The organism is Coprococcus sp. RTP21204st1_G4_RTP21204_210225 (genome assembly GCF_040915385.1).
Taxonomy (GTDB): domain Bacteria; phylum Bacillota; class Clostridia; order Lachnospirales; family Lachnospiraceae; genus Allocoprococcus; species Allocoprococcus comes.
In genome coordinates, this window is the sequence record NZ_JBCPDP010000019.1 from 1 (window position 1) to 22,569 (window position 22,569).

Annotated in this window: 19 protein-coding genes and 1 tRNA gene; 1 reads left to right on the forward strand and 19 read right to left on the reverse strand. The window is 44.3% G+C overall.

Annotation, left to right across the window (positions count from 1 at the left end; translation table 11 throughout):
* Positions 1-272: 272 nt before the first annotated feature.
* The 9 genes from ilvA to AB5213_RS14185 form a co-directional block, all read right to left on the reverse strand.
* Complete coding sequence (gene ilvA, locus AB5213_RS14145; protein WP_008372180.1) at positions 273-1,487, reverse strand: threonine ammonia-lyase; 1,215 nt, start codon at positions 1,485-1,487, stop codon at positions 273-275.
* Between the two features lie 4 nt (positions 1,488-1,491).
* Positions 1,492-2,445: a signal recognition particle-docking protein FtsY gene (gene ftsY / locus AB5213_RS14150; protein ID WP_022219882.1), complete on the reverse strand. Its 954-nt coding sequence runs from the start codon at positions 2,443-2,445 to the stop codon at positions 1,492-1,494.
* Between the two features lie 16 nt (positions 2,446-2,461).
* Positions 2,462-6,022 carry a chromosome segregation protein SMC gene (gene smc, locus AB5213_RS14155; RefSeq protein WP_368276846.1) on the reverse strand — a complete coding sequence of 1,187 codons (3,561 nt, stop codon included), beginning with the start codon at positions 6,020-6,022 and terminating at the stop codon, positions 2,462-2,464.
* A gap of 7 nt (positions 6,023-6,029) precedes the next feature.
* Positions 6,030-6,725, reverse strand: coding sequence for a ribonuclease III (gene rnc / locus AB5213_RS14160; RefSeq protein WP_022219880.1), 696 nt, complete (start codon positions 6,723-6,725; stop codon positions 6,030-6,032).
* A gap of 67 nt (positions 6,726-6,792) precedes the next feature.
* Positions 6,793-7,023 carry an acyl carrier protein gene (gene acpP / locus AB5213_RS14165; protein ID WP_008372189.1) on the reverse strand — a complete coding sequence of 77 codons (231 nt, stop codon included), beginning with the start codon at positions 7,021-7,023 and terminating at the stop codon, positions 6,793-6,795.
* A gap of 21 nt (positions 7,024-7,044) precedes the next feature.
* Positions 7,045-8,070, reverse strand: a complete 1,026-nt coding sequence (gene plsX / locus AB5213_RS14170; protein WP_022219879.1) for a phosphate acyltransferase PlsX — start codon at positions 8,068-8,070, stop codon at positions 7,045-7,047.
* A 141-nt stretch (positions 8,071-8,211) separates the two neighbouring features.
* A complete protein-coding gene (rpmF, locus tag AB5213_RS14175) occupies positions 8,212-8,394 on the reverse strand; it encodes a 50S ribosomal protein L32 (RefSeq protein ID WP_008372209.1) in 183 nt (60 codons plus the stop codon).
* A 3-nt stretch (positions 8,395-8,397) separates the two neighbouring features.
* On the reverse strand, positions 8,398-8,925 hold the full coding sequence (locus AB5213_RS14180) for a DUF177 domain-containing protein (RefSeq protein ID WP_055156626.1): 528 nt from the start codon (positions 8,923-8,925) through the stop codon (positions 8,398-8,400).
* 97 nt (positions 8,926-9,022) lie between these two features.
* On the reverse strand, positions 9,023-10,210 hold the full coding sequence (locus tag AB5213_RS14185; RefSeq protein WP_055248329.1) for an acetate kinase: 1,188 nt from the start codon (positions 10,208-10,210) through the stop codon (positions 9,023-9,025).
* Positions 10,211-10,410: 200 nt separating this feature from the next.
* Here AB5213_RS14185 and AB5213_RS14190 point away from each other — a divergent pair, with 200 nt between their 5' ends.
* Positions 10,411-11,709, forward strand: a complete 1,299-nt coding sequence (locus tag AB5213_RS14190) for a nucleotidyltransferase family protein (RefSeq protein WP_368276847.1) — start codon at positions 10,411-10,413, stop codon at positions 11,707-11,709.
* A 76-nt stretch (positions 11,710-11,785) separates the two neighbouring features.
* On the opposite strand, the gene AB5213_RS14195 is transcribed toward AB5213_RS14190, so the two are convergent.
* The 10 genes from AB5213_RS14195 to AB5213_RS14240 form a co-directional block, all read right to left on the reverse strand.
* Positions 11,786-12,658 (reverse strand): DegV family protein, encoded by an 873-nt coding sequence (locus AB5213_RS14195; RefSeq protein ID WP_008372222.1) that lies wholly within the window; start codon positions 12,656-12,658, stop codon positions 11,786-11,788.
* A 17-nt stretch (positions 12,659-12,675) separates the two neighbouring features.
* Positions 12,676-14,040 carry a PFL family protein gene (locus AB5213_RS14200; protein WP_368276848.1) on the reverse strand — a complete coding sequence of 455 codons (1,365 nt, stop codon included), beginning with the start codon at positions 14,038-14,040 and terminating at the stop codon, positions 12,676-12,678.
* An 11-nt stretch (positions 14,041-14,051) separates the two neighbouring features.
* The gene (locus tag AB5213_RS14205; protein ID WP_022219876.1) at positions 14,052-14,324 is read right to left on the reverse strand and encodes an ACT domain-containing protein; all 273 of its coding nucleotides are present in this window, start codon (positions 14,322-14,324) and stop codon (positions 14,052-14,054) included.
* Between the two features lie 42 nt (positions 14,325-14,366).
* The gene (locus AB5213_RS14210; RefSeq protein WP_055296675.1) at positions 14,367-15,164 is read right to left on the reverse strand and encodes an MBL fold metallo-hydrolase; all 798 of its coding nucleotides are present in this window, start codon (positions 15,162-15,164) and stop codon (positions 14,367-14,369) included.
* A 20-nt stretch (positions 15,165-15,184) separates the two neighbouring features.
* Positions 15,185-15,775 carry a dephospho-CoA kinase gene (gene coaE / locus AB5213_RS14215; protein ID WP_008372230.1) on the reverse strand — a complete coding sequence of 197 codons (591 nt, stop codon included), beginning with the start codon at positions 15,773-15,775 and terminating at the stop codon, positions 15,185-15,187.
* A gap of 12 nt (positions 15,776-15,787) precedes the next feature.
* On the reverse strand, positions 15,788-18,412 hold the full coding sequence (polA, locus tag AB5213_RS14220; RefSeq protein WP_368276853.1) for a DNA polymerase I: 2,625 nt from the start codon (positions 18,410-18,412) through the stop codon (positions 15,788-15,790).
* A gap of 245 nt (positions 18,413-18,657) precedes the next feature.
* Positions 18,658-18,740: transfer RNA gene (locus AB5213_RS14225), tRNA-Leu, on the reverse strand.
* A 93-nt stretch (positions 18,741-18,833) separates the two neighbouring features.
* Positions 18,834-20,135, reverse strand: coding sequence for a diaminopimelate decarboxylase (locus AB5213_RS14230; RefSeq protein ID WP_227120272.1), 1,302 nt, complete (start codon positions 20,133-20,135; stop codon positions 18,834-18,836).
* 20 nt (positions 20,136-20,155) lie between these two features.
* Complete coding sequence (gene pyk, locus AB5213_RS14235) at positions 20,156-21,592, reverse strand: pyruvate kinase (protein ID WP_055156614.1); 1,437 nt, start codon at positions 21,590-21,592, stop codon at positions 20,156-20,158.
* Between the two features lie 43 nt (positions 21,593-21,635).
* Complete coding sequence (locus AB5213_RS14240; protein WP_172676475.1) at positions 21,636-22,469, reverse strand: hypothetical protein; 834 nt, start codon at positions 22,467-22,469, stop codon at positions 21,636-21,638.
* Positions 22,470-22,569 lie beyond the last annotated feature (100 nt).

Consider the following 22,569-nt stretch of genomic DNA (forward strand, 5'->3'; position numbering starts at 1 on the left):
TTTTGATACCAAATTTTCAACCTGTATAAAATTTTCAATGTTCTTAAATTTAGCCTTGACTTTTTATTTGCAGGCTATTTTGTGCAATGGAGATGAAACTCAAAAATTATGGAAGCCTCTGCTGACATAATTTTCGCCTTCAGAGGTTCATCGGAATGGTTTGCACAACCTGGATTGGAAGAGATTCTTTTTCTCGCCCGACCTAACAACCTTATTTTCAAAAAAGACAGCCTCATCCCTCACCAGGGGATAAGACTGTCCTCTTAAACATTCTAATATAACTTCGCACTGATCAGCTTCGGTCTGAACCCGGCTGCCTCCAATGCCGCAATGATCCGGTTCTTATGATCGGTTCCAAATGCTTCCAGTGTCACACGAAGCTCCACAGCCGCATTCCGGTTAATACTTACAAACTGATTATGTTCCAGTTTGATCACATTTCCCTGCTCTTCTGCAATCGTCTGTGCCACTTTTACCAGTTCACCCGGTTTATCCGGAAGAAGTACCGATACAGAGAATATACGGTCTCTCTGGATTAGTCCGTGCTGTACAACTGAAGACATGGTAATAACATCCATGTTCCCGCCGCTTAAGATAGATACTACTTTCTTACCTTTCAGATCCAGCTGTTTTAAAGCTGCAACGGAAAGAAGACCGGAGTTTTCTACTACCATTTTATGGTTTTCCACCATATCAAGGAATGCTCCGACCAGTTCATCGTCTTCTACAGTTACGATCTGGTCTACATTTTCCATGACGTATGGGAGGTTCTGTTCCCCGACTTTTTTTACTGCTGTACCATCTGCGATCGTGTTGGCACTTGGAAGTGTTACGGTATGTCCTGCTTCGATTGCAGCAGTCATACTTGCTGCTTCTGCCGGTTCCACACCGATCACTTTGATCTTTGGGTTCAGCATTTTCGCAAGTGTAGATACACCTGTGATCAGTCCGCCGCCCCCGATCGGTGCAAGGATATAATCAACGGTCGGGAGTTCCTGGACAATTTCCATTGCAATCGTTCCCTGTCCGGTAGCTACATCCAGATCATCGAACGGATGTACAAAAGTATATCCGTACTCTTCTGCAAGCTCATAGGCCTTTGCGCAGGCATCGTCATAGACATCTCCGTGTAAAACAACCTCGGCGCCATAGCTCTTGGTACGGTTTACCTTGATCAGCGGAGTGACAGTTGGCATAACAATCGTCGCCTTACATCCAAACGCTTTTGCCGCATATGCCACACCCTGCGCATGGTTTCCTGCTGAAGCTGTGATCAGACCTTTTGCACGATCTTCCTCAGAAAGTGTGCTGATCTTGTAATAAGCTCCTCTTAATTTGTATGCACCTGTGTACTGCATATTTTCCGGTTTCAAATAGACCTTTCCCCCGGTCTGACTACTGAGATACTCACTGTAGATAAGCTTTGTCGGACGTGTCACACGTTTTACGATCTCGCTTGCTTCTTCAAATTTTTCCAATGTCAGCATATTATTATTCTTCTCCTTCTTCCTTCTTTTCTTCTGTTGTAAATAATGCCTGTACAAATTCGTCGGAATCGAATTTCTGCAGATCATCGATTGTCTCACCGACACCTATATATTTAACAGGAATTCCAAGCTCTGCCTGAATTGCAACTGCAATTCCACCTTTGGCCGTTCCATCCATCTTAGTCAGGATAATTCCTGTAATATCCGCAACATCACTGAATTCCTTTGCCTGTGAAAGTGCATTCTGTCCGGTCGTTGCATCCAGAACGACCAAAGTTTCCCTGTATGCTTCCGGATATTCTCTTTCCAGCACACGGTTAATCTTCTTCAGTTCCTCCATCAGGTTCTTTTTATTGTGAAGTCTTCCGGCTGTATCCACCAGAAGGATATCTGCCTTTCTCGCTTTTGCAGCCGCTACCGCATCATAAACGATGGCTGCCGGATCTGCACCTTCCTGTCCGCCGATCAGATCTGCATCCGAACGATGTGCCCATTCCTTTAATTGATCGCCCGCAGCTGCACGGAAAGTATCTGCTGCAGCAAGCACAACCTTCTTGCCCTGACCTCTCATCTTACCGGCAAGTTTTCCGATAGTAGTCGTCTTTCCGACTCCATTTACTCCGATCACCAGAACAACAGAAGTCTGGTTTTCAAATTCATAAGCTGTCTCGCCTACATCCATCTGCTCTTTGATACTGTCGATCAGGAGCTGTCTGCACTCAATCGGCTCTTTGATATGCTGTTCTTTTACTTTTTTACGAAGATCATCAAGAATCGCGTAAGTTGCTTTTACCCCCAGATCTCCCATGATCAGAACCTCTTCCAGTTCCTCATAAAAGTCCTCATCTATCTTTGAAAATCCATGAAAAATACTGTCCATTCCAGACACGATATTATCGCGCGTCTTGTTAAGTCCTGCTACCAGACGCTTAAAAAATCCCATTTTTTCTTCTGCCATCATATCCTCCTATCCACTACTTTGTAAGCTCATCTTCCAGAAGATCCACAGATACCAGCGTTGATACCCCTTTTTCCTGCATAGTGATCCCATACAGCCGGTCTGCCGCTGTCATCGTACCGCGACGGTGTGTAATGACGATAAACTGTGTATTTTTCGTCAGCTTGTGCAAATACTGTGCAAATCTCGTGACATTAGAATCATCCAGTGCCGCCTCGATTTCATCCAGCAGACAAAACGGGGAAGGTTTCAGATTCTGGATTGCAAACAGCAGCGAAATCGCCGTCAACGCCTTTTCTCCACCGGAAAGCTGCATCATATTCTGAAGTTTTTTACCCGGCGGCTGCGCAATAATCCGGATTCCGGCTTCCAGCACATCCTCATCATCCATCAGTTCCAGAGTTCCTTTTCCACCACCGAACAGTTGTTTAAACACCTGATTAAACTCCTGGCTGATCTTCGCAAACTGCTCAGTAAACTGCTTGCGCATCGCCTCGTCCAGTTCTTCAATGATCTTCTTGAGCGTTGCTTCTGCCTCTACCAGATCATCATGCTGCGTTTTCATAAATTCATACCGCTCGGAAAGATTTTTAAAATCTTCGATCGCATTGACGTTCACCGATCCGAGTTTCCGGATCTCCGTCTTTAATTCCTGGATCCGCCTTCGCATCTCGGCAGGATCTGTCAGACTCTCATCCCGGATTTCCAGTGCATGATTATACGTCAGTTCGTACTCTTCCCACATATAATTGATCTGCTTTTCCAAAGCTTCCTCGTAGCCTTCTTTCTTGCTGGTAAGCCGGAAGGATTCTTTATCAAGCTCTGCCATATGGGCTGCCAGATCTTCTCGCTTTTTCAGGAATGCCTTATGCTTCTGATTCAGTTCTTCCCGCTTTTTCTGCGATTCTTCGATCTCTTTGTTGATTTCCTCAAATAATTCCTTTGAATTCTCTATCGTCTGCCGGATTTCGGTAATCTGTGCTTCCTTTTGCTCTATTTCACCGTGATTCTCTCCTTTGCTTGCATTTAAAGTGGCAAGCTCTTCCTGGAATTTTCCCATCTCTTCCCGGATACGGACAAAATTCTCCTCGATAAAATCTTTTTTCTGCTCCAATGCAGCAAAACTGAGGTGAATATTTTCATTTTTGCGCACTTCTGCCGCTTCTGTCTCACGCTCTTTTTCCAGCCACTTCTGTGAGCTTTCCATCTGGCGTGTCAGCTCGTCCTCCAGTTGCTGGCTGGTCTCCAGTTCCATTTTGATCGATTCTTCGTTTTCCTCGATCTCATGAACCTGTTCTTCCAGTTTCTTGCGCTCCGCATAAATTCCTTCTGAATTTTCTCTGGTCGCATTTTGACGGCTTTTTACCTGGTCCAGATTCATCTTCGCAGTATTTTGAACCACATAGTCATTCTGCAATTCCTGCTGGATCTCTTCCACCTTTGCATACAGCGTCGTCCGCTTCTCCTTTGCGACCGCAACTTCTGTTTCCGATTTCTGGAGTTCTGTTTTCAGACGCGCAACCGTCTTTTCCAGTTCTTCAATCTCACGTCTTCTGCTGAGCAGATTACTGGAATTCTTAAATGCTCCACCACTCATTGCTCCGCCAGGATTGATCAGATCTCCTTCCAGCGTAACGATACGCAGGGACTGACGGTACTTTCTTGCCAGACGGATCCCGGTATCAATGTTGTCTGCCACAAGAGTTCTTCCAAGAAGATGCTCTGCAAGAGATGTAAATTTATCTTCTACCGTTACCAGCTTGTCCGCCGTGCCGATCACCCCCGGCTCGCGAAGGGCTTCTGCCCTGGCAAATCCCTGTCCCCCACGAATCGCTGTCAATGGAAGGAAAGTTGCACGTCCATACCGGTTCTGCTTCAGATAACCAATCATTTTTTTTGCAGTCTCTTCGTCTGCAGTAACGATATTCTGGATACTGCCTCCAAGTGCGATCTCCACCGCAGTCTCATATTTTTTATCTACTTTGATCAGATCAGCCACAACCCCCAGGATTTTCGGCTCGCGGCTTTTCTGCTCCATCACACGACGGATACTGTTCCCATAACCATCGTAACGCTCCGTAAGGTTCCTCAGAGACTCCAGACGAGAGTACTCCCTGTGATAAGCATTCTGCCTGTTTCGCAGGTTTTCATTTGCCTGTCCGATCTCTTTTTGCAGTCCGGCAATCTCTGTTTCATAGTTTTTGATCTGTTCTACAGAATCCGTGATCTTACCTGATACTGCCTTCAGTTCTTCCGTATACTGCGCGGCAAGTTCCTGTTGCCTCTGTACATCACTCTCCGCTTCTACCAGACGTTTGTAAAGCAGTGCCCGGCGTACCTTGATCTGTTCAAGCGTCGTTTCATAATGCTGCAGCTTTGCCTTCGTGGATGCACGGTTATTCAGAAGCTCACGGATATCGTTCTGATTCTTTTCAATCTCCACTGTCATCTCTGCAATCCGGCTCTGCAGGGCAGTCAGCTCCTCTCCTGCCTGCTTTTGTCTCTCAGATGCAGCTGCAAGATGTCTGTCGATCTCTGCTTTTTCTTCTTCCAGTTCGGATTTCTGCCTTTCACGGTTTGCAAGCTCTGCCTGAATATCGTTTGCGCGTTTTTCATAGTGTTCATCATTCATACGGACACTGTTGATCTGCTCTTTTAAAAGCTCGATCTGGTTTTCCAACTGCTGCTTCAGAAGTGTTGTCTCATTTCTCTGGCTTTTTGCATGCTCAATTCCGGCGTCGATCTCATCTACTTCCTGCTCGATCTTCTCATACTGTGCCTTCATATCTTCATGCTTTTTGCCGGCTTCAATGAGTTCATCCTGCGCAATCTTCAGCTTCTCATCGTTTTCCCGGATCTGCCCCTTCAGACGTTTCATCTCCACCAGGAACATATTGATGTCATAATGCTTCAGTTCTTCTCTCTTTTTCAGATATTCCTTCGCTGTCTCCGACTGTTTCTGAAGCGGACCAAACTGCTTTTCCAACTCTCCCAAAATATCATTGACACGGACCAGATTGCTCTGCTCTTCTTCCAGTTTGCGAAGAGATAACGCCTTGCGGCGCTTAAATTTGACAATCCCGGCCGCCTCATCAAAAAGCTCTCGTCTCTCTTCCGGCTTACCGCTCAGGATCTTGTCAATCTGTCCCTGTCCGATGATCGAATATCCTTCTTTTCCGATACCTGTATCATAAAACATCTCATTGATATCTTTGAGCCTGCAGACACTGCCGTTGATCAGATATTCACTTTCCCCCGAACGGTACAACTTTCTTGTGACTTTAACCTCTTCAAACTCCACCGGGAGTTTGTGATCTGAATTATCCAGTGTGATCGCAACCGATGCGTAGCTGAGGGGTTTCCGGTTTTCCGTACCGGAAAAAATAACATCCTGCATCGTACCTCCACGGAGCTGCTTCACCTTCTGCTCTCCGAGTACCCAGCGGACGGCATCCGCCACGTTACTTTTCCCACTTCCGTTCGGTCCGACGATTCCGGTGATCCCGTTATGAAATTCAAAGACAATCTTATTTGCAAAAGACTTGAATCCCTGTACTTCAATACTTTTTAAATACATGCCTCACCTACTGTACCTTTCCTTCTTTCAGCTTCAGGATTGCCTGATAAGCCGCTTCCTGTTCGGCAGCCTTTTTGGTTCTTCCGATACCACATCCAAAGGCTTCTCCGCCGATCACAACCTCTACACGGAAGGATTTATTGTGGTCCGGTCCCTCTTCTCCTACCAGCTGGTAGACAATTCCTTTTTCCTGACCGCCCTGTACCATTTCCTGCAGGATAGTCTTGCTATCATAAAAGAGCCGTTTCCCTTCCAGGTCGTTTAAAATATATTTTAAAATAAACTCTTTCGCATTAGCAAAACCACCATCCAGATAAATCGCACCAATCAGTGCTTCCAATGCATCCGAGGTAATAGACTCTCTGAATCTTCCACCGGTCGCGTCCTCACCTTTCCCAAGCAGCAGATAACTTCCAAGTTCCAGATCCCGCGCACAAAATGCAAGTGCCTTCTCGCATACCATGCTTGCTCTTAACTTAGTCAGTTCTCCTTCCGGCATTGTCTGGTTCTCGAAAAAAAGATATTCGCTTGAAATCAGTTCCAGAACAGCATCTCCAAGGAATTCCAGACGTTCATTACAGTCTGCCTTCTTCATATGCTTTTCATTCACATAAGAGCTGTGCGTCACAGCATGTCTGAGCAAATGGCTGTCCTTGAAATTGTAGCCGATTTTTTCTTCCAGTTCCTTTACATTTCTGCTCATGATTGCTCCTCCAATTTTAAAAAAGGACACTCCCCAAAAATGGGGATGTCCCCTGTAATCATTTTCCCTAGTTAACAGCGTTCTTGATCTGTTCTACAGCATCACCTACTGTTGCGATCTTTTCTGCATCTTCATTTTCAATTTCGATATCAAATGCATCTTCAATTCCCATAATAATCTGGAAAATATCAAGCGAATCAGCTCCCAGATCATCTACAAATGTAGTGTCCATCGTAATTTCATCCGGGTTACATCCCATCACATCAACAATAATGTCTTTCAGTTTTTCAAATTCCATAATTCTTAATCCTTTCTGAGCTTATTCCTGTGCGGATTTTTCTTCCGCCTGAATACATTCTTTGATCTTTTCATTGATTCCTTCTTCTTTGAAGGTTACACACTGCAAAATTGAATTGCAGACTTCTTTTGCTTTGGAACTGCCGTGTGTCTTTACTACCAGACCGGTGAGTCCAAGCAGTGGTGCTCCACCGTACTCACTTGCGTCAAAATCCTTCATAGTCTTTTTCAGCACCGGCTTAACCAGAAGTCCACCGATCATGCCGCGGAGATTCTGCTTCATACCACCTTTAATCTTGCTTACAAGAACCGATGCTACTCCTTCATAGAGTTTCAGGATCACGTTGCCGGTAAATGCTTCACAGACGATAACATCTGCCTGTCCGTGAGGGATTTCTCTCGCTTCAATGCTTCCGATAAAGTTAATATCCTTACATTCTTTCAGCATAGGAAAAGTCTCCTTGACCAGGGCATTACCCTTTTCTTCCTCAGCTCCGATATTGACGATCGCAACCTTCGGATTCTTGACTCCCATAATATGTTCCATATAGATCGAACCCATCTTGGCAAACTGCACCAGATGTGAAGGTCTTGCATCTACATTCGCCCCACAGTCGATCAAAATGGAGAATCCTTTTTCTGTCGGGATCAGTGGTGCAAGCGGTGGCCTTTCCACCCCTTTGATACGTCCAACCAGAAGCTGTCCCCCGGCAAGAACCGCACCGGAACTTCCTGCTGAAACAAAAGCGTCAGCTTCTTTATCCTTCACCATCTTAAGACCTACCACAATGGATGAGTCTTTCTTTCTGCGGATCGCCATAACCGGCGGTTCTGCTGTCTCAATTACTTCCGATGTATGAACAACCGAAATCTGTTCTTTATTATATGTGTACCCGGAAAGTTCCTGATTGATGACATCTTCTTTTCCGACCAGAATCACATGGATCGCATCTGACTTCCCGACCGCCTCGACCGCACCTTTGATGATCTCATGCGGTGCGTTGTCTCCGCCCATTGCATCGACAACAACTTTTGTTATTTCTTTCATACTGTTACCTCCCAGCATTACTAAACCAATTCTACTAGACATGACCGTAAAAATCAATAATATTTAGCAGATTTAGGAAAATTAGAAAAAAGAAAAGGAGTTAAGCAATACGCCTAACTCCTGTACTATAGCCTTTTTTAATTAGTTTTCTACAGTAACGATTTCTCTCTTGTTGTAAGATCCACAAGCTTTGCAAACTCTGTGTGGCATCATAAGTTCTCCACATTTGCTGCATTTCACCAGATTCGGTGCGCTCATTTTCCAGTTTGCTCTTCTCTTGTCTCTTCTTGCTTTAGAAGATTTATTCTTTGGACAAATTGACATAGGTTACACCTCCTTAAAATTCTTGTAAAGATCGCGGATAACTGACATTCTAGGGTCAAGACTGGTGTCTTCGCAGTCGCAGCTTCCCTCATTCAAGTTCTGACCACATACACTGCAAATCCCTTTACAGTCTTCGCTACATAGAACTTTCATCGGCCACCCTACTAAAATCTCGTTATAGAGCAGCTGCTCCACATCAAGATGATATCCGTCAATGTAATTCGCTTCATCGGATTCGCCATCATCTTCTCCGTCTGCCAGAGCTGTATTCACCTGCTTTTCAAAGGAAAGCGTGAAATCTGTCGGTACATCTGTAAGACATCTGTCACACGGAATGATTACCGTAAGACTTGTCTCACAACTGATATGAAGTTTTTTTTCGCCGGCATACTCGACATGAATATGCACAGGCTGTGTCCGGCTTACCGGAAATCTGCTTCCGTTCACCTTCACTTCTTTCATCTCAGTGCCGACCACTTCGTCAATGGACTTATGCGGTTCAGATAAGACTTCGGACAGGTCAATTAACATAATTCTTTCTCCTGTTCACACCTAAACTATTATACCATGTAAATTCTTTTTGTCAAGGATGATTTACAGATTTTAAGGTTTTTTCTAATTTCTTCTGTTATACAAGTGCAACTGTCTCTCTTGCAATTGCAAGTTCTTCGTTTGTCGGAACTACAAGAACTTTCACTTTGGAATCTGGTGTAGAGATTATGATCTCTTCTCCACGTTTTCCATTTGCTTCTTCATCGATTGTAATTCCAAGATATCCAAGATAGCTGCAGACTTTTGTTCTTACAAGTGCACAGTTCTCACCGATACCTGCTGTAAATACGATATTATCAACACCGTTCATTGCTGCTGTGTAAGCACCAACATATTTTGCTACTCTGTATGCAAATACGTCGATTGCAAGTTCTGCACGCTTGTTGCCTGCTTTTGCTGCTGCCTCAAGATCACGGAAGTCGCTGGATACACCGGATACACCTTCCACACCTGATTTCTTGTTCAGGACATTCATAATTCCTGCAATGTCAAGGTTTTCTTTCTTAGCAATGAATTCCATGATCGCCGGATCAATATCTCCGGAACGTGTTCCCATTACAAGACCTTCCAACGGAGTAAGTCCCATAGAGGTATCTACTGATTCTCCGTTAAGCACTGCTGAAACAGATGCTCCATTACCAAGATGGCATACGATCGTCTTTGTTGCGTTGTATGGTTTTCCAACAATCTCAGCTACTCTCTTAGATACGAAGCTGTGGCTTGTTCCGTGGAATCCGTAACGTCTTACTTTGTATTTTTCATAATATTCATATGGAAGTCCATACATATAAGCTTTCTCAGGCATTGTCTGATGAAAAGCAGTATCAAATACAACAACCTGTGGTGTGCCCGGCATCAGGCTTTCACAAGCTTCGATTCCGATTAAGTTTGCCGGGTTGTGAAGTGGTGCAAGGTCATTGCACTCTGCGATCGCAGCTTTTACTTCCGGTGTTACAACTACAGATTTTGCAAACTTTTCTCCGCCGTGAACAACACGATGTCCGACTGCTCCGATTTCGTCAAGGCTCTTAACAACACCTGTATCTGCATCTGTCAGCGCGTCGATTACGAACTGGATTGCTTCTGTATGTGTAGGCATAGCCTTTTCAGATACATTCTTCTCTCCACCTGCCGGCTGATAGGTAAGTCTTCCGTCAATACCGATTCTTTCGCAAAGACCTTTTGCGAGAACCGCCTCCGATTCTGAGTTGATGAGCTGGAACTTCAGTGATGAACTTCCGCAGTTGATTACTAATACATTCATTGATGTTTCTCCCTTCTGGTACTAGAATTTTCTTTATTAGAACTCACACTCTATTCTTAATTATACTCCTTGCACACATTGTATACAAGTAATGTTATTTTTTTCACGTAATATTTTCCAGTACAATGTTTTTTGCACAAAAACTCTTTTTATAGTATAATCTTTTCACAAACAACACAAAGGAGATTTTAGTTAAAAGTATGAAAATCGTCGGTATCATCGCAGAATATAATCCGTTCCACAACGGGCATCAGTATCATATAGACCAGGCACTTCAAAAAACAGGGGCAGATGCGGCAGTTATCCTTATGAGTGGTGACTTCGTCCAGCGTGGCGCCCCTGCTATCGCACCAAAGCATTTGCGGGCAAAAGCTGCCCTTCTTGGCGGTGCATCACTCATTCTGGAGCTCCCGGTCCTTTTTTCCTGTGGCAGTGCAGAGTTGTTTGCAAGAGGTGCCGTTTCTATTTTTAACAGTCTTGGCTGTATTTCCTATCTCTGTTTTGGCAGTGAGTGTGGCGATATCAAAAAACTCAATCGGCTTGCCCGGATTCTTTCCGAAGAGCCAGAAGTCTACCGGCAGCTCCTGCAGGATGAGCTGCGAAAAGGCCGACCGTTTCCGCAGGCACGCCAGACTGCCCTAAGTGTCTATACAAAGGATCCGTCCCTTGCCGAAATCCTGTCCTCACCAAACAATACTCTTGGGATTGAATACTTAAAAGCACTCCGGTATTTCAAAAGTCCGATCCAGCCTTTCGCGATTCCCCGCGAGGGATCCGGCTACCACGATACTGCCCTCTGCGAAACCTTCAGTTCCGCAACTGCGATCCGCAACCGAATTCTGAATCCATCTTTACCAGAAGATGCTTTTCCATCCGTCGCAGGACAACTTCCGCCCGCTTCTTCAGATCTGCTGCGAAAGAATTACCAGTCCTCACTTCCGGTTACTCAGGATGATTTTTCGCTCCTGCTAAAGTATCGACTGCTCTGTGAGAGTGCTTCCTCTCTGACCGATTACCTTGATGTCAGCAAAGACCTCGCCAACCGGATCATCAATCAGAGAAATGATTTTGCTACCTGGAGTTCCTTCTGCGATCTTCTGAAAACCAGAGAGCTTACCTACACCCGGATCAGCCGCGCCCTGCTGCACATCCTGCTCGGCATAGAAAAGGACACCTTCCGACATGAGCCTCCTTTCTGTTTTGCAGAAGATTCCGGCAACATTTCCGGCAAAGCAAAAAAAGAGCGGTCATCCACATCCGCCCTTTATGCCCGCGTACTCGGTTTTCAAAAAAAAGATACTCAAATTCTTAAAGAGATCAAAGAGTATGCCACCATCCCTCTGATCACAAAGCTCGCAGATGCCAGAGATCTCACCTCCGCCACCCAGGTCCTCTTGAACCTGGACATTTTCGCATCAGACCTGTATGAATCCATAATTACCGAGAAATTTGGCACACCTTTTACAAATGAATATCAGAAGCAGTTGCAAATTATTTAACCCTTCCCCTTTATCAAAAAAGAGACTTTTTGCACACCACTACTACGCATGTTTGTGCAAAAAGTCTCTTTCTCATTTAGTTCACATGAAGAATTTTGGTAAGAGTCACCGCCCTGGCTCCAGGTCCGATATGGCATGCCACACTCAACGACAGTGGATCCATCCGGATTTCAAACTCCGGAAATGCTTCATGAAGCTCATCCAGCCATTCCTGTGCCTCCTTGCGGTCTCCTGTGTAAGCTGCATCCAGATACAGATCTTTTTTTCCATCACAATCTCCGAATTCTGAAGTACGAATCTCATTAATTGTCTTGATCATCGTCTTCTTTGCACTCTTCCATCCTCTTGACTTCGCAAACGCATCCAGCTTTTCTCCTTTAAGACGGAGAACTGGCTTCAGGTTCAGAACCGTTCCAATCGCTGCAGCTGCCGGTGTAAGTCTGCCGCCTTTCTTCAGGTATTTTAAAGTATCTACTGTAATATAGATATCACTGTCCCACTGGATCGCTTCTAACAGTTCTTTAATTTCTGCCGCGCTCTTTCCAGCATCTGCAAGCTTTTTCGCCTCTTCCACCGATCTTCGCTGCGTAACAGAAATCCGGTGATTATTTACGACCTGTACTTTTCCATCATAGTCCTGGGAAAGCATGATTGCAGTCTCACATGAACTGCTAAGACCGGCTGACATCGGAATATGTACAACCTCATCATATTCCTCCAGCGCCTTGTCCCACATATCCATTACATCTCCGGGAGCCGGTTGGGAAGTCTTAATATCTGCATCTCCTGCCAGTTTTTCATAAAACTCCTCCTGCGTGAGTGTGATATCCTCGTAAAACAACTCCTCATTGATATAGAATGGCATCGGAAGTACGTAAATTCCCATCTTCTTTCCTTCTGCCTGTGTAATTCCACTGTTACTATCTGTTACAATCGCAACTTTCCCCATGCTCTCTTTACCTCTTTCTAATTTTTAAAACTATGTATCGGTGCAGGAATTCTTCCCTTTCGATTCACAAATGCACTGCAGTCAAATTCATTGACCGGCATGATCGGCGCATATCCCAAAAGACCACCAAACTCTGCCATATCTCCAACATCCTTTCCAACTACAGGTATCACACGAACCGCCGTTGTCTTCTGATTGACCATTCCGATCGCCATCTCATCCGCAATGATCCCGGAAATCGTAGTAGCTTTCGTCTTACCAGGAATAGCGATCATATCAAGTCCTACCGAGCAGACACAAGTCATCGCCTCCAGCTTTTCTATACAAAGAGATCCGGCATTGACTGCATCGATCATTCCTTTATCCTCACTGACCGGAATAAAAGCTCCGCTTAAACCTCCTACATAGGAAGACGCCATAACGCCACCTTTTTTCACCTGATCGTTCAGCATAGCAAGTGCTGCTGTTGTTCCTGGTGCGCCAACTCTCTCAAGTCCGATTTCTTCCAGAATCTCCGCTACTGAATCGCCAACAGCCGGTGTCGGTGCAAGTGACAGGTCAATGATTCCGAACGGAATACCAAGCCTTTTGGAAGCTTCTCCGGCTACAAGCTGACCAACCCTTGTCACCTTAAATGCGGTCTTCTTGATCGTATCACAAAGTTCCTGAAAGCCCTCGCCACGACATTTTTCAATCGCTCTTTTTACAACACCAGGTCCGCTGACACCGACATTGATCACGGCATCTCCTTCGGTAACGCCTAAAAAAGCCCCTGCCATAAACGGGTTATCATCCGGTGCATTACATAAAACTACAAATTTTGCACAGCCAATCGAATCCTTGTCCTTTGTCGCCTCTGCTGTCTCTTTTACAATCTCGCCGCAAAGACGGACTGCATCCATATCAATACCAGTCTTTGTCGAACCTACATTGACCGAACTGCACACACACTCTGTCTTTGCCATTGCCATCGGAATGGAACGGATCAGGAGTTCATCGCTCTTTGTCATTCCCTTGGATACGATTGCAGAGTATCCTCCGATAAAGTTTACACCGACTTCCTTTGCTGCTTTATCCAGTGTCTCTGCGATCGTCACAAAATCCTCTGGTTTTTTGCAGGCTGAACCGCCAACAAGTGCAACCGGTGTAATGGAAATCCGCTTATTAACGATCGGAATTCCAAATTCACTTTCGATCTTCTCTCCTGTCGATACAAGATCCTTTGCAAGTGTTGTGATTTTTTTATATATCTTTTCATTCAGTCTGTCCAGATCTGAGTCAATACAGTCCATCAGACTGATACCCAATGTGATTGTTCTTACATCCAGATTTTCTTCTTCGATCATCTGGTTTGTTTCTACTACTTCGTAAAAATTAATCATAGCGGTTCTCCTTACACTCTGTGCATTTTTTCAAAAATCTCTTCTCTCTGACAATGAATATTGACACCGATCTGTAAGCCGATATCACGAAGTTCTACCGCTACGATATCCAGTTCTTTTTTTGAATTTTCCACATCTGCAACCGCCATCATATTAAAATACCCATCCACGATCGTCTGGGAAATATTTAAAATATTGATATTGGTCTCTGCCAGGTATGTACATACTTTCGCAATAATTCCGACCGAATCTTTACCGACTACTGTAATAATGCATTTCTTCATTCTGCCTGTCCTCCTGAATCCAATTCTGCATACTTTCTTTTTCTAAACCTCGATTACTGCAGACACCTGATCCCTTTTTGCAACTGCGATCGGTATATCATCCCCCTTATACGGGTTCTGCCCCAAAGTGACCTCCAGCTTAACAGTCTCATATGCAAGTTCTTCGTAATTATTCTCCTTGCTCAAATGCCCCAGCAATACACTCTGCAAGTTATTGTGTAGTATATCACAAAGAAGCCGTCCTGACAATTCATTTGATAAATGTCCTCTGTCCCCAAGAACTCTCTGCTTCAGGTAATACGGATAAGGACCGACTTCCAGCATATGTATATCATGGTTAGATTCCAGCAGGACCGCATTTAAATCCTTCAGGTTCTCTACCGTATATTCATCGTATTTTCCAAGATCCGTTGCTACCGCGATCTTCTTTCCATCCTGCTCAAAGCGGTAGCCGCTCGGTTCATTTGCATCATGGGAAATAGCAAATGGATGCACGTCAATATCACCCAGCTTAAATTCTTTGTCTACCTGGATTTCATGGTAAAGTCCTTCCGGCATTTTCCCGAGATTTTTATAATCACGGATTCCCTGAATCGTTCCCGGTGTTCCATAGATCGGGATCTCATATTTTCTGCTGAATACACCAAGTCCCTGAATATGATCTGCATGTTCATGGGTAATCAGGATTCCATCCAGCTCTTTCCCTTTTATTTCAAGTTCCTTTAAGCCTTCCTCAATTCGTTTTTTGCTGATTCCTGTATCTACAAGCAGATGCGTTCGATCGCTCCCCACATAAATACAGTTTCCGCTGCTGCCACTGGCAATGCTGCATAATCTCATCTTGTTTCTTCTCCCTGTTCTTAGCCTCTTCCCAGTGCCAAGTCTATCTGTTTTTCCGTTTCTTCAAAGGTTCCGCCGTTTTCGATCACAAGATCCGAAACCGCTGTAAATGTCTCTTCCGACGGCTGATTTGCAAACACCGCATACATTTTTTCATCTGAATATCCGCGTGAACTTCTCAGTCGCTCCATCCGGATCTCCTGTGGCACATGAATATACCAGATCTCATCCAACATCTCACGATATACCGGTTCCGTAAGGAGTGCGGCTTCCAGAATAAAAAGCTCTTTTCCCTCTTCCTGCGCCTTCTGCATTTCCTCCCGGATCTTTTCATTGACCGCCGGATGCACGATCGCATTAAGCTTTTGCAGTTTCTCTGGCTGATCAAACACAATTCTGCCAAGAATTTTCCGATCAATCGTTCCATCAGGATTTAAAATTTCTTTCCCAAACGTCTCCACGACCTTCTGATAACATTTTTCTCCCGGAAGCTGTACCTGATGTGCCACCAAATCTGACTGGCAGATCACCGCACCGCACACTACACTTAAAAAGTCGAGTACTTTGCTCTTCCCGGAACCAATGCCTCCTGTTATTCCTATTTTTCTCATATCTGTTTCCTTCTATTTTGCCTCATACCAGTTTTTTCCACTATGCATGTCAATTTCAAGCGGAACGGAAAGATCTGCCGCATGCATCATGCCTTCTTTCAGGATCTCCCGCACTTCCTCTTCCTCTTCCTTCCATGTCTCGATCAGAAGTTCGTCGTGTACCTGCAGAACCAGCCTGGATTTCATGTTTCTCATGCGAAGCTCTTTATCTACAGCAATCATTGCGATTTTCATGATATCTGCAGCCGTTCCCTGGATCGGAGAATTCATTGCCACACGTTCCCCGAATTGTCTCTGCATAAAATTGCTGGAAGACAGCTCCGGAACCGGTCTTCTTCTGCCAAATAAGGTCACAACATATCCCTGTTCTTTTGCATGAGCAACTGCATCATCCAGAAATTTCTTGATACCCGGATAGGTTTCAAAATAACGGTCAATATATTCGGCCGCTTCTTTTCTCGTAATACTTAAATCCTGGCTCAGTCCAAAAGAACTGATCCCATAAACAATACCAAAGTTGACTGCTTTTGCATTTCGCCTCTGCAGATCGGTTACTTCATCAAACGGAGTATGAAACACCTGAGAAGCTGTGATCCGGTGAATGTCCTTTGCCTCCCGGTATGCTTCGATCAGTGCTGTATCTCCGGAGCAATGTGCCAGCACACGCAGTTCTATCTGCGAATAATCAGCATCTACAAACACATATCCCGCTTCCGGCACAAATACTTTACGGATCAGCCGTCCAAGTTCTACCCTCGCCGGGATATTCTGCAGGTTTGGCTCTGTACTGCTGATACGTCCGGTCGCTGTGACTGTCTGGTTGAATTTTCCATGGATCCGGTGATCATCTTCATGAATAAATACGGCAAGCCCATCTGCATAAGTCGATTTCAGCTTGGCAAGCTGACGATATTCCAGGATTTTTGCCACGATCGGATAATCCGGTGCCAGCTTATCCAGTACGTCTGCTGCCGTCGAATATCCTGTTTTCGTCTTCTTTCCATTTGGAAGGGACAGATGTTCAAAAAAGACCACGCCCAGCTGCTTTGGCGAATTGATATTAAATTCTTCCCCGGCAAGCTCATAAATTTCCTTTTCCAACTGTACGATTTTTCCGCCAAGCTGTTCTCCATAGCTTTTCAGTTCTTCTGCTTCTACACGCACCCCATTCTGCTCCATGTGGAACAGAGTAAATACAAGCGGCATCTCTATTTCTGTAAAAAGCTTCCACATTTCTTCTTTTTTCAGCTTTTCTTCCAAAACTTCCGATGACGCAAATGCAGCATAGGCTTCATAACAGACCATTTTTTCCAGTTCTGTCTTCGGATCGATCATCAATCCAAGATGCTCCTGTGCCACATCTTCAAATCCATAATCATTTTTCAACGGATTCAGGAGGTAAGCTGCTACAATACTGTCAAAGCACTTCTCCTCTGCTGCTCCTTCTAATCCTTTCAGATAAGGCAGGGATGACTTCAGATCAAACACCACAAACCGTCCGGCATGCTTTGCCACATGTACAAGTGCCTCCAGAAGTTCCTCCATGCTGTATCCATTTCCTGCCGGAATACAGTAGATCTTCTCTTTCCCAAACGAAATTCCAATTCCACCTATCTCAGCATTTCCTGCAAAGAGCGGAAGTACATTTCTGGTGTCTTTGTAAAGAACGGCTCCCACTGTCTGCGCTTTTTCTGCCTCCGCAAAGATTTTCTGAATTTCTTCTTTTCCCACAGCGATCACAAATGCATCTTCAATCGAATTCTCACTCTGCACATCAAAACGATTCAGCAGATTCTTGAACTGCAGTCTCTGGAAATAGACATAAGCTTCCTCTGTATAAAGATTTCCAAGCTTCGCCTCTTCCAGTTCATAAGCAAAATCCGCGTCTACATCAATTGTCGCCAGCACCTTACTCATTTGTGCCTGATCCCAGTATTCCACCAGATTTTTCGATGCTCTCGGCGGCTTCAGTTCGGATGCATGCTTGTAGGCATTTTCAATAGATCCGTATTCTACAATAATCTTGGTCGCCGTCTTTTCTCCGACTCCCGGCACCCCTGGGATATTATCTGAAGTATCTCCCATCAATGCTTTCACATCGATAAATTCTGTCGGTGTCACCTGGTATTTTTCTTTTACGTCCACTGCATAATAATTCTCGATCTCAGTTCCGGTCCGTTTTGTCTTCGGAATCCGGATCTCAACATGGTCTGTAGCAAGCTGGAGAAGATCTCTGTCTCCGGAAATAATGACCACTTCCATCCCCATTCGCTCGCATCTTTTGGACAGCGTTCCAAGAAGGTCATCTGCCTCCAGCCCTTCCTGCTCGATCGTCCGGATTCCCATAGCATGCAAAACTTCCTTCATCAACGGTACCTGCTGTCTGAGTTCTTCTGCCATCGGCTTTCTCGTCCCCTTATACGCCTCAAACATCTTATGGCGGAAAGTCGGCGCATGCACATCAAATGCAACGGTCAGATACTCCGGCTTTTCCTCCTCCAGGATCTTGAACATAATATTTAAGAATCCATATATTGCATTCGTATGGAGTCCTTCCGCATTTGTCAGATCCGGAAGTCCGAAAAACGCCCTGTTCAGAATACTGTGTCCGTCTATCAATACGATTTTGCTCATAATCAACTGCCTCTCTGTAAGTCTCATCACTTACTTCTATCTTTTCTATCTATTCGTTCAAATATACAACATCTCATTATGACATTTTTTTTTGATATTTTCAATACATGAAGGGGTAAAAAAGATCCTCATCAAAATTACAGATACACGAAATGTGCCACAACAATTGTGTATATACGAAAAAATACATCACGAATCATCGCAATGTACTTCTCATATCTTTTATTCAATTCCAGTTAATTATCAACTGCCGGCAGCGGGACTTGAACCCGCACGCGGTCACCCGCAACAGATTTTGAGTCTGCCTCGTCTGCCATTCCGACATGCCGGCATAAAATTCATGTTTTTTAATCACGAACCGAAAATAATCATATCATACTTATCTTCGGTTCGCAAGTATTTTTTCAAAATAAACTATTTGAAATTATTTTCCAAGCTTATCCGCTTCTTCCGTATTCTTCTTAAGTTCCTCATAAACCGGGAAGCAGTCGAAAGTTGCAAAGTAATCCATCGGAGTCTCTGCTCTGCGGATCAGCTGTGTACCTCCGTCCTCTTTCAGAAGAACTTCTGCGGAACGAAGACGTCCATTGTAATTATATCCCATAGAGAATCCATGTGCTCCGGTATCATGGATCACAAGCAGATCTCCCATGTCAATCTTCGGAAGCTGACGGTCGATTGCAAATTTATCATTATTCTCGCACAGAGAACCAGTCACATCGTAAGTATGATCGCATGGTTCATTTTCTTTTCCCATGACAGTGATGTGATGGTAGGCACCATACATAGCCGGACGCATCAGGTTTGCGGCACATGCATCTACACCGATGTACTCTTTGTGCGTATGCTTTTCATGGATTGCTTTTGTCACAAGGCATCCATAAGGTCCAAGCATAAAACGGCCAAGTTCTGTGTAAATCGCCACATCGCCCATTCCAGCCGGAACAAGAACCTCTTCGTACACTTTTCTTACACCTTCACCGATCGCCTTGATATCGTTCGGTTCCTGATCCGGTTTGTAAGGAATTCCCACACCACCGGAAAGGTTGATGAACTTGATATGTACACCGGTCTCTTTCTGAAGCTTAACTGCTACTTCAAACAAAGTACGTGCAAGTGTCGGATAATATTCATTAGTTACAGTATTACTTGCAAGGAATGCATGGATACCGAACTCTTTTGCGCCTTTGGACTTCAGGATCTTGAATGCCTCAAAAATCTGTTCAGTTGTCATACCGTATTTGGCATCTCCCGGATTATCCATAATGCTGTTGGAAATTTTGAAAAGTCCACCCGGATTATAACGGCAGCTGATTGTCTCCGGAATCTTTCCGATCGTCTTTTCCAGAAAATCAATGTGTGTGATATCGTCCAGGTTGATGATCGCGCCGAGCTTATCAGCAAGTGCAAATTCCTCTGCCGGTGTATCATTGGAAGAAAACATAATATTTTCTCCAACCTGTCCGACAGACTCAGACATTAAAAGCTCTGTATAGGAAGAGCAGTCACATCCGCATCCATATTCTTTTAAAATATTGAGGATATATGGGTTTGGAGTTGCCTTTACTGCAAAATATTCTTTATATCCTTTGTTCCATGCAAAGGCTTCTTTGAGTGCTTTTACATTTTCACGAATCCCTTTTTCATCATAAAGATGAAACGGAGTCGGATATTCTTTTACGATTTCATCTAACTGTGTCTTTGTTACGAATGGTTCTTTTTTCATTCTGTTCATCTCTCTTTCGTCTAGTCGATGGTTGCAATACGCATCATATTACTTACAGAACCCTTTTCACGCTGTACGCTCGGTGAAGGAATACCAGCTGTCAGGACAACAATATCTCCACTGTCCACGCATTTCTTTGCCTGTGCAAGATCAATTGCCCCACTGCAGATATCATCTGTTGTATGGAATTCCAGAGACTTCAATCCTCTTACGCCCCAGTAGATCGACATCCGGCGAAGGGTACGTTCGTTCGGTGTAATTCCAAGGATTTCCTGTCTCGGACGAAGGTTGGATACAACCCTTGTTGTTGCACCGGATACAGATGGAGTGATGATGCATCTTGCATTCAGGTTCGCTGCCGCAAGTACAGAAGCATATCCGATTGCACTGGACACACCTGACTTCAGATGATCTCCGGCTTTAACAAGAATGGAATCATAGTCCAGATGTTCCTCTGTCGTCTCTACAATTTGAACCATCATCTGGAGTGCTTCCAGAGGGTATTTCCCCTGTGCTGTCTCTCCGGAAAGCATAACTGCATCTGTTCCGTCGTATACCGCATTGGCAACATCCGTCACTTCTGCTCTTGTCGGACGCGGATTACGCATCATAGAATCCAGCATCTGTGTTGCAGTAATAACAGTCTTAAAGTTGTCATTACATTTCTGGATGATCATTTTCTGGAGATGCGGCACTTCCTCTGCCGGGATCTCTACACCAAGATCTCCACGTGCCACCATGATACCATCAGCCGCACGGATAATCTCATCAATATTCTCAATACCTTCTGCGTTCTCTACCTTTGCAATGATTGGAATATACGGAGCGCCGAGTTCTTTTAAGTATGCCTTGATCTCAAGTACACACTCTGCATTTCTTACAAATGATGCTGCGATAAAGTCAATATCCTGCTCTACACCGAAACGGATATCATCCTTATCTTTTTCTGTAATAGCCGGAAGACGAATGGCTACGTTCGGTACGTTAACACCTTTTCTTTCGCCAAGTTCTCCACCATTTACTACAGAACAGACAATCTCTGTCTCTGTCTTGCTCTCTACACGAAGTCCGATCAGGCCATCGTCGATCAGAATGGTACAGCCTTTATAAATATCCTGTACCAGTCCCTTATATGTGATAGATACTCTCTTATTATCTCCTACGATATCTTCTGTTGTCAGAGTGAAGGTTTCTCCTTCTTTTAAAGTAATCTTCTTTCCATCTTTCAGGATTCCTGTACGAATTTCCGGTCCCTTTGTATCCAGAAGGATTGCAGTGTTTGTATGTTCCTCTTCACGAAGCTCTTTGAGCATATCCATTCTGAACTTCTGTTCTTCATGATCACCATGTGAGAAATTGAAACGTGCCACATTCATTCCATTCTGGATCAGCTTTCTCATCATTTCTCTGTCGTTGGTGTTTGGTCCCATTGTACAAACAATCTTGGTTTTTTTCATTGTTTCCTCCTCTTATTATTCAATTTGATTCTATGTTAGAACTCTACTTCACATGTTCGTGTGTGAAAAGATGGTCCTGGCAATATTCATAATTCCCGTTACACTTTGAACAATAACGGAACTCCAGTGTCGGATTGTCAAGTTCCGTACGACCGCACACTGCACATCTGTGCTTTGCACCGCCTGCATACTGATTCTGCGGACGGCTTATCTGCTTCTGGAATTTCTTTCTGCGGGCAGCCTGTTTCGGACTGTGTCCACGCAGATTCCGGTTGCAGAAAAAGAAAATAATAAAGTTCAAAAGCGATGCGATGATCACGATCCGTATGATCAGACCGCCCTGCACTGCGTCTACCGCAAGCAGAACCACATCCAGAACTGCAAGCCACTTCATCTTGATTGGGATAATGCCGTAAAGCAAAAGCTGATAATCCGGCATGATGGATGCACATGCAAGGAAAATGGACATATTGATATAGTAAGTACTGTAAAGGCTTCCAAATCCGGTAATGCCTCCGATCAGTCCATTCACAATAAAAGCTCCAATAACTGTAAATAATATTCCTGAGAAAATGTAAACATTGTAACGAAATGCCCCCCAGTAGCTTTCCAGCGTATTACCAAGGGAATAGTATAACAGCATCATAAAGATAACAAAAATAATATTGTCATTCGGTGGGATGATCACCCAGCTTAGAAGTCGCCACACCTGCCCTTTCAAAATCAGTGCCGGTTCCAGTGTAAAATAGGTAAGAAGCTGTGGCATCGTAAAACTCAAAAGATATCCGATTGCATAACCTGCAAGCAGATACATCGTAAGATTTCTAATTGCATAGCGCCCGAACCTGCGCTCCATTTTATCTAACCAGTTCTTCATTCAAAACCTCCTTCCACGTATGTTATTTTATCGTCTGCTTTTTACTTTGTCAATTCCATTCCACCTCTTTACTCTCTTTTCACATAATTTACATCTTTTG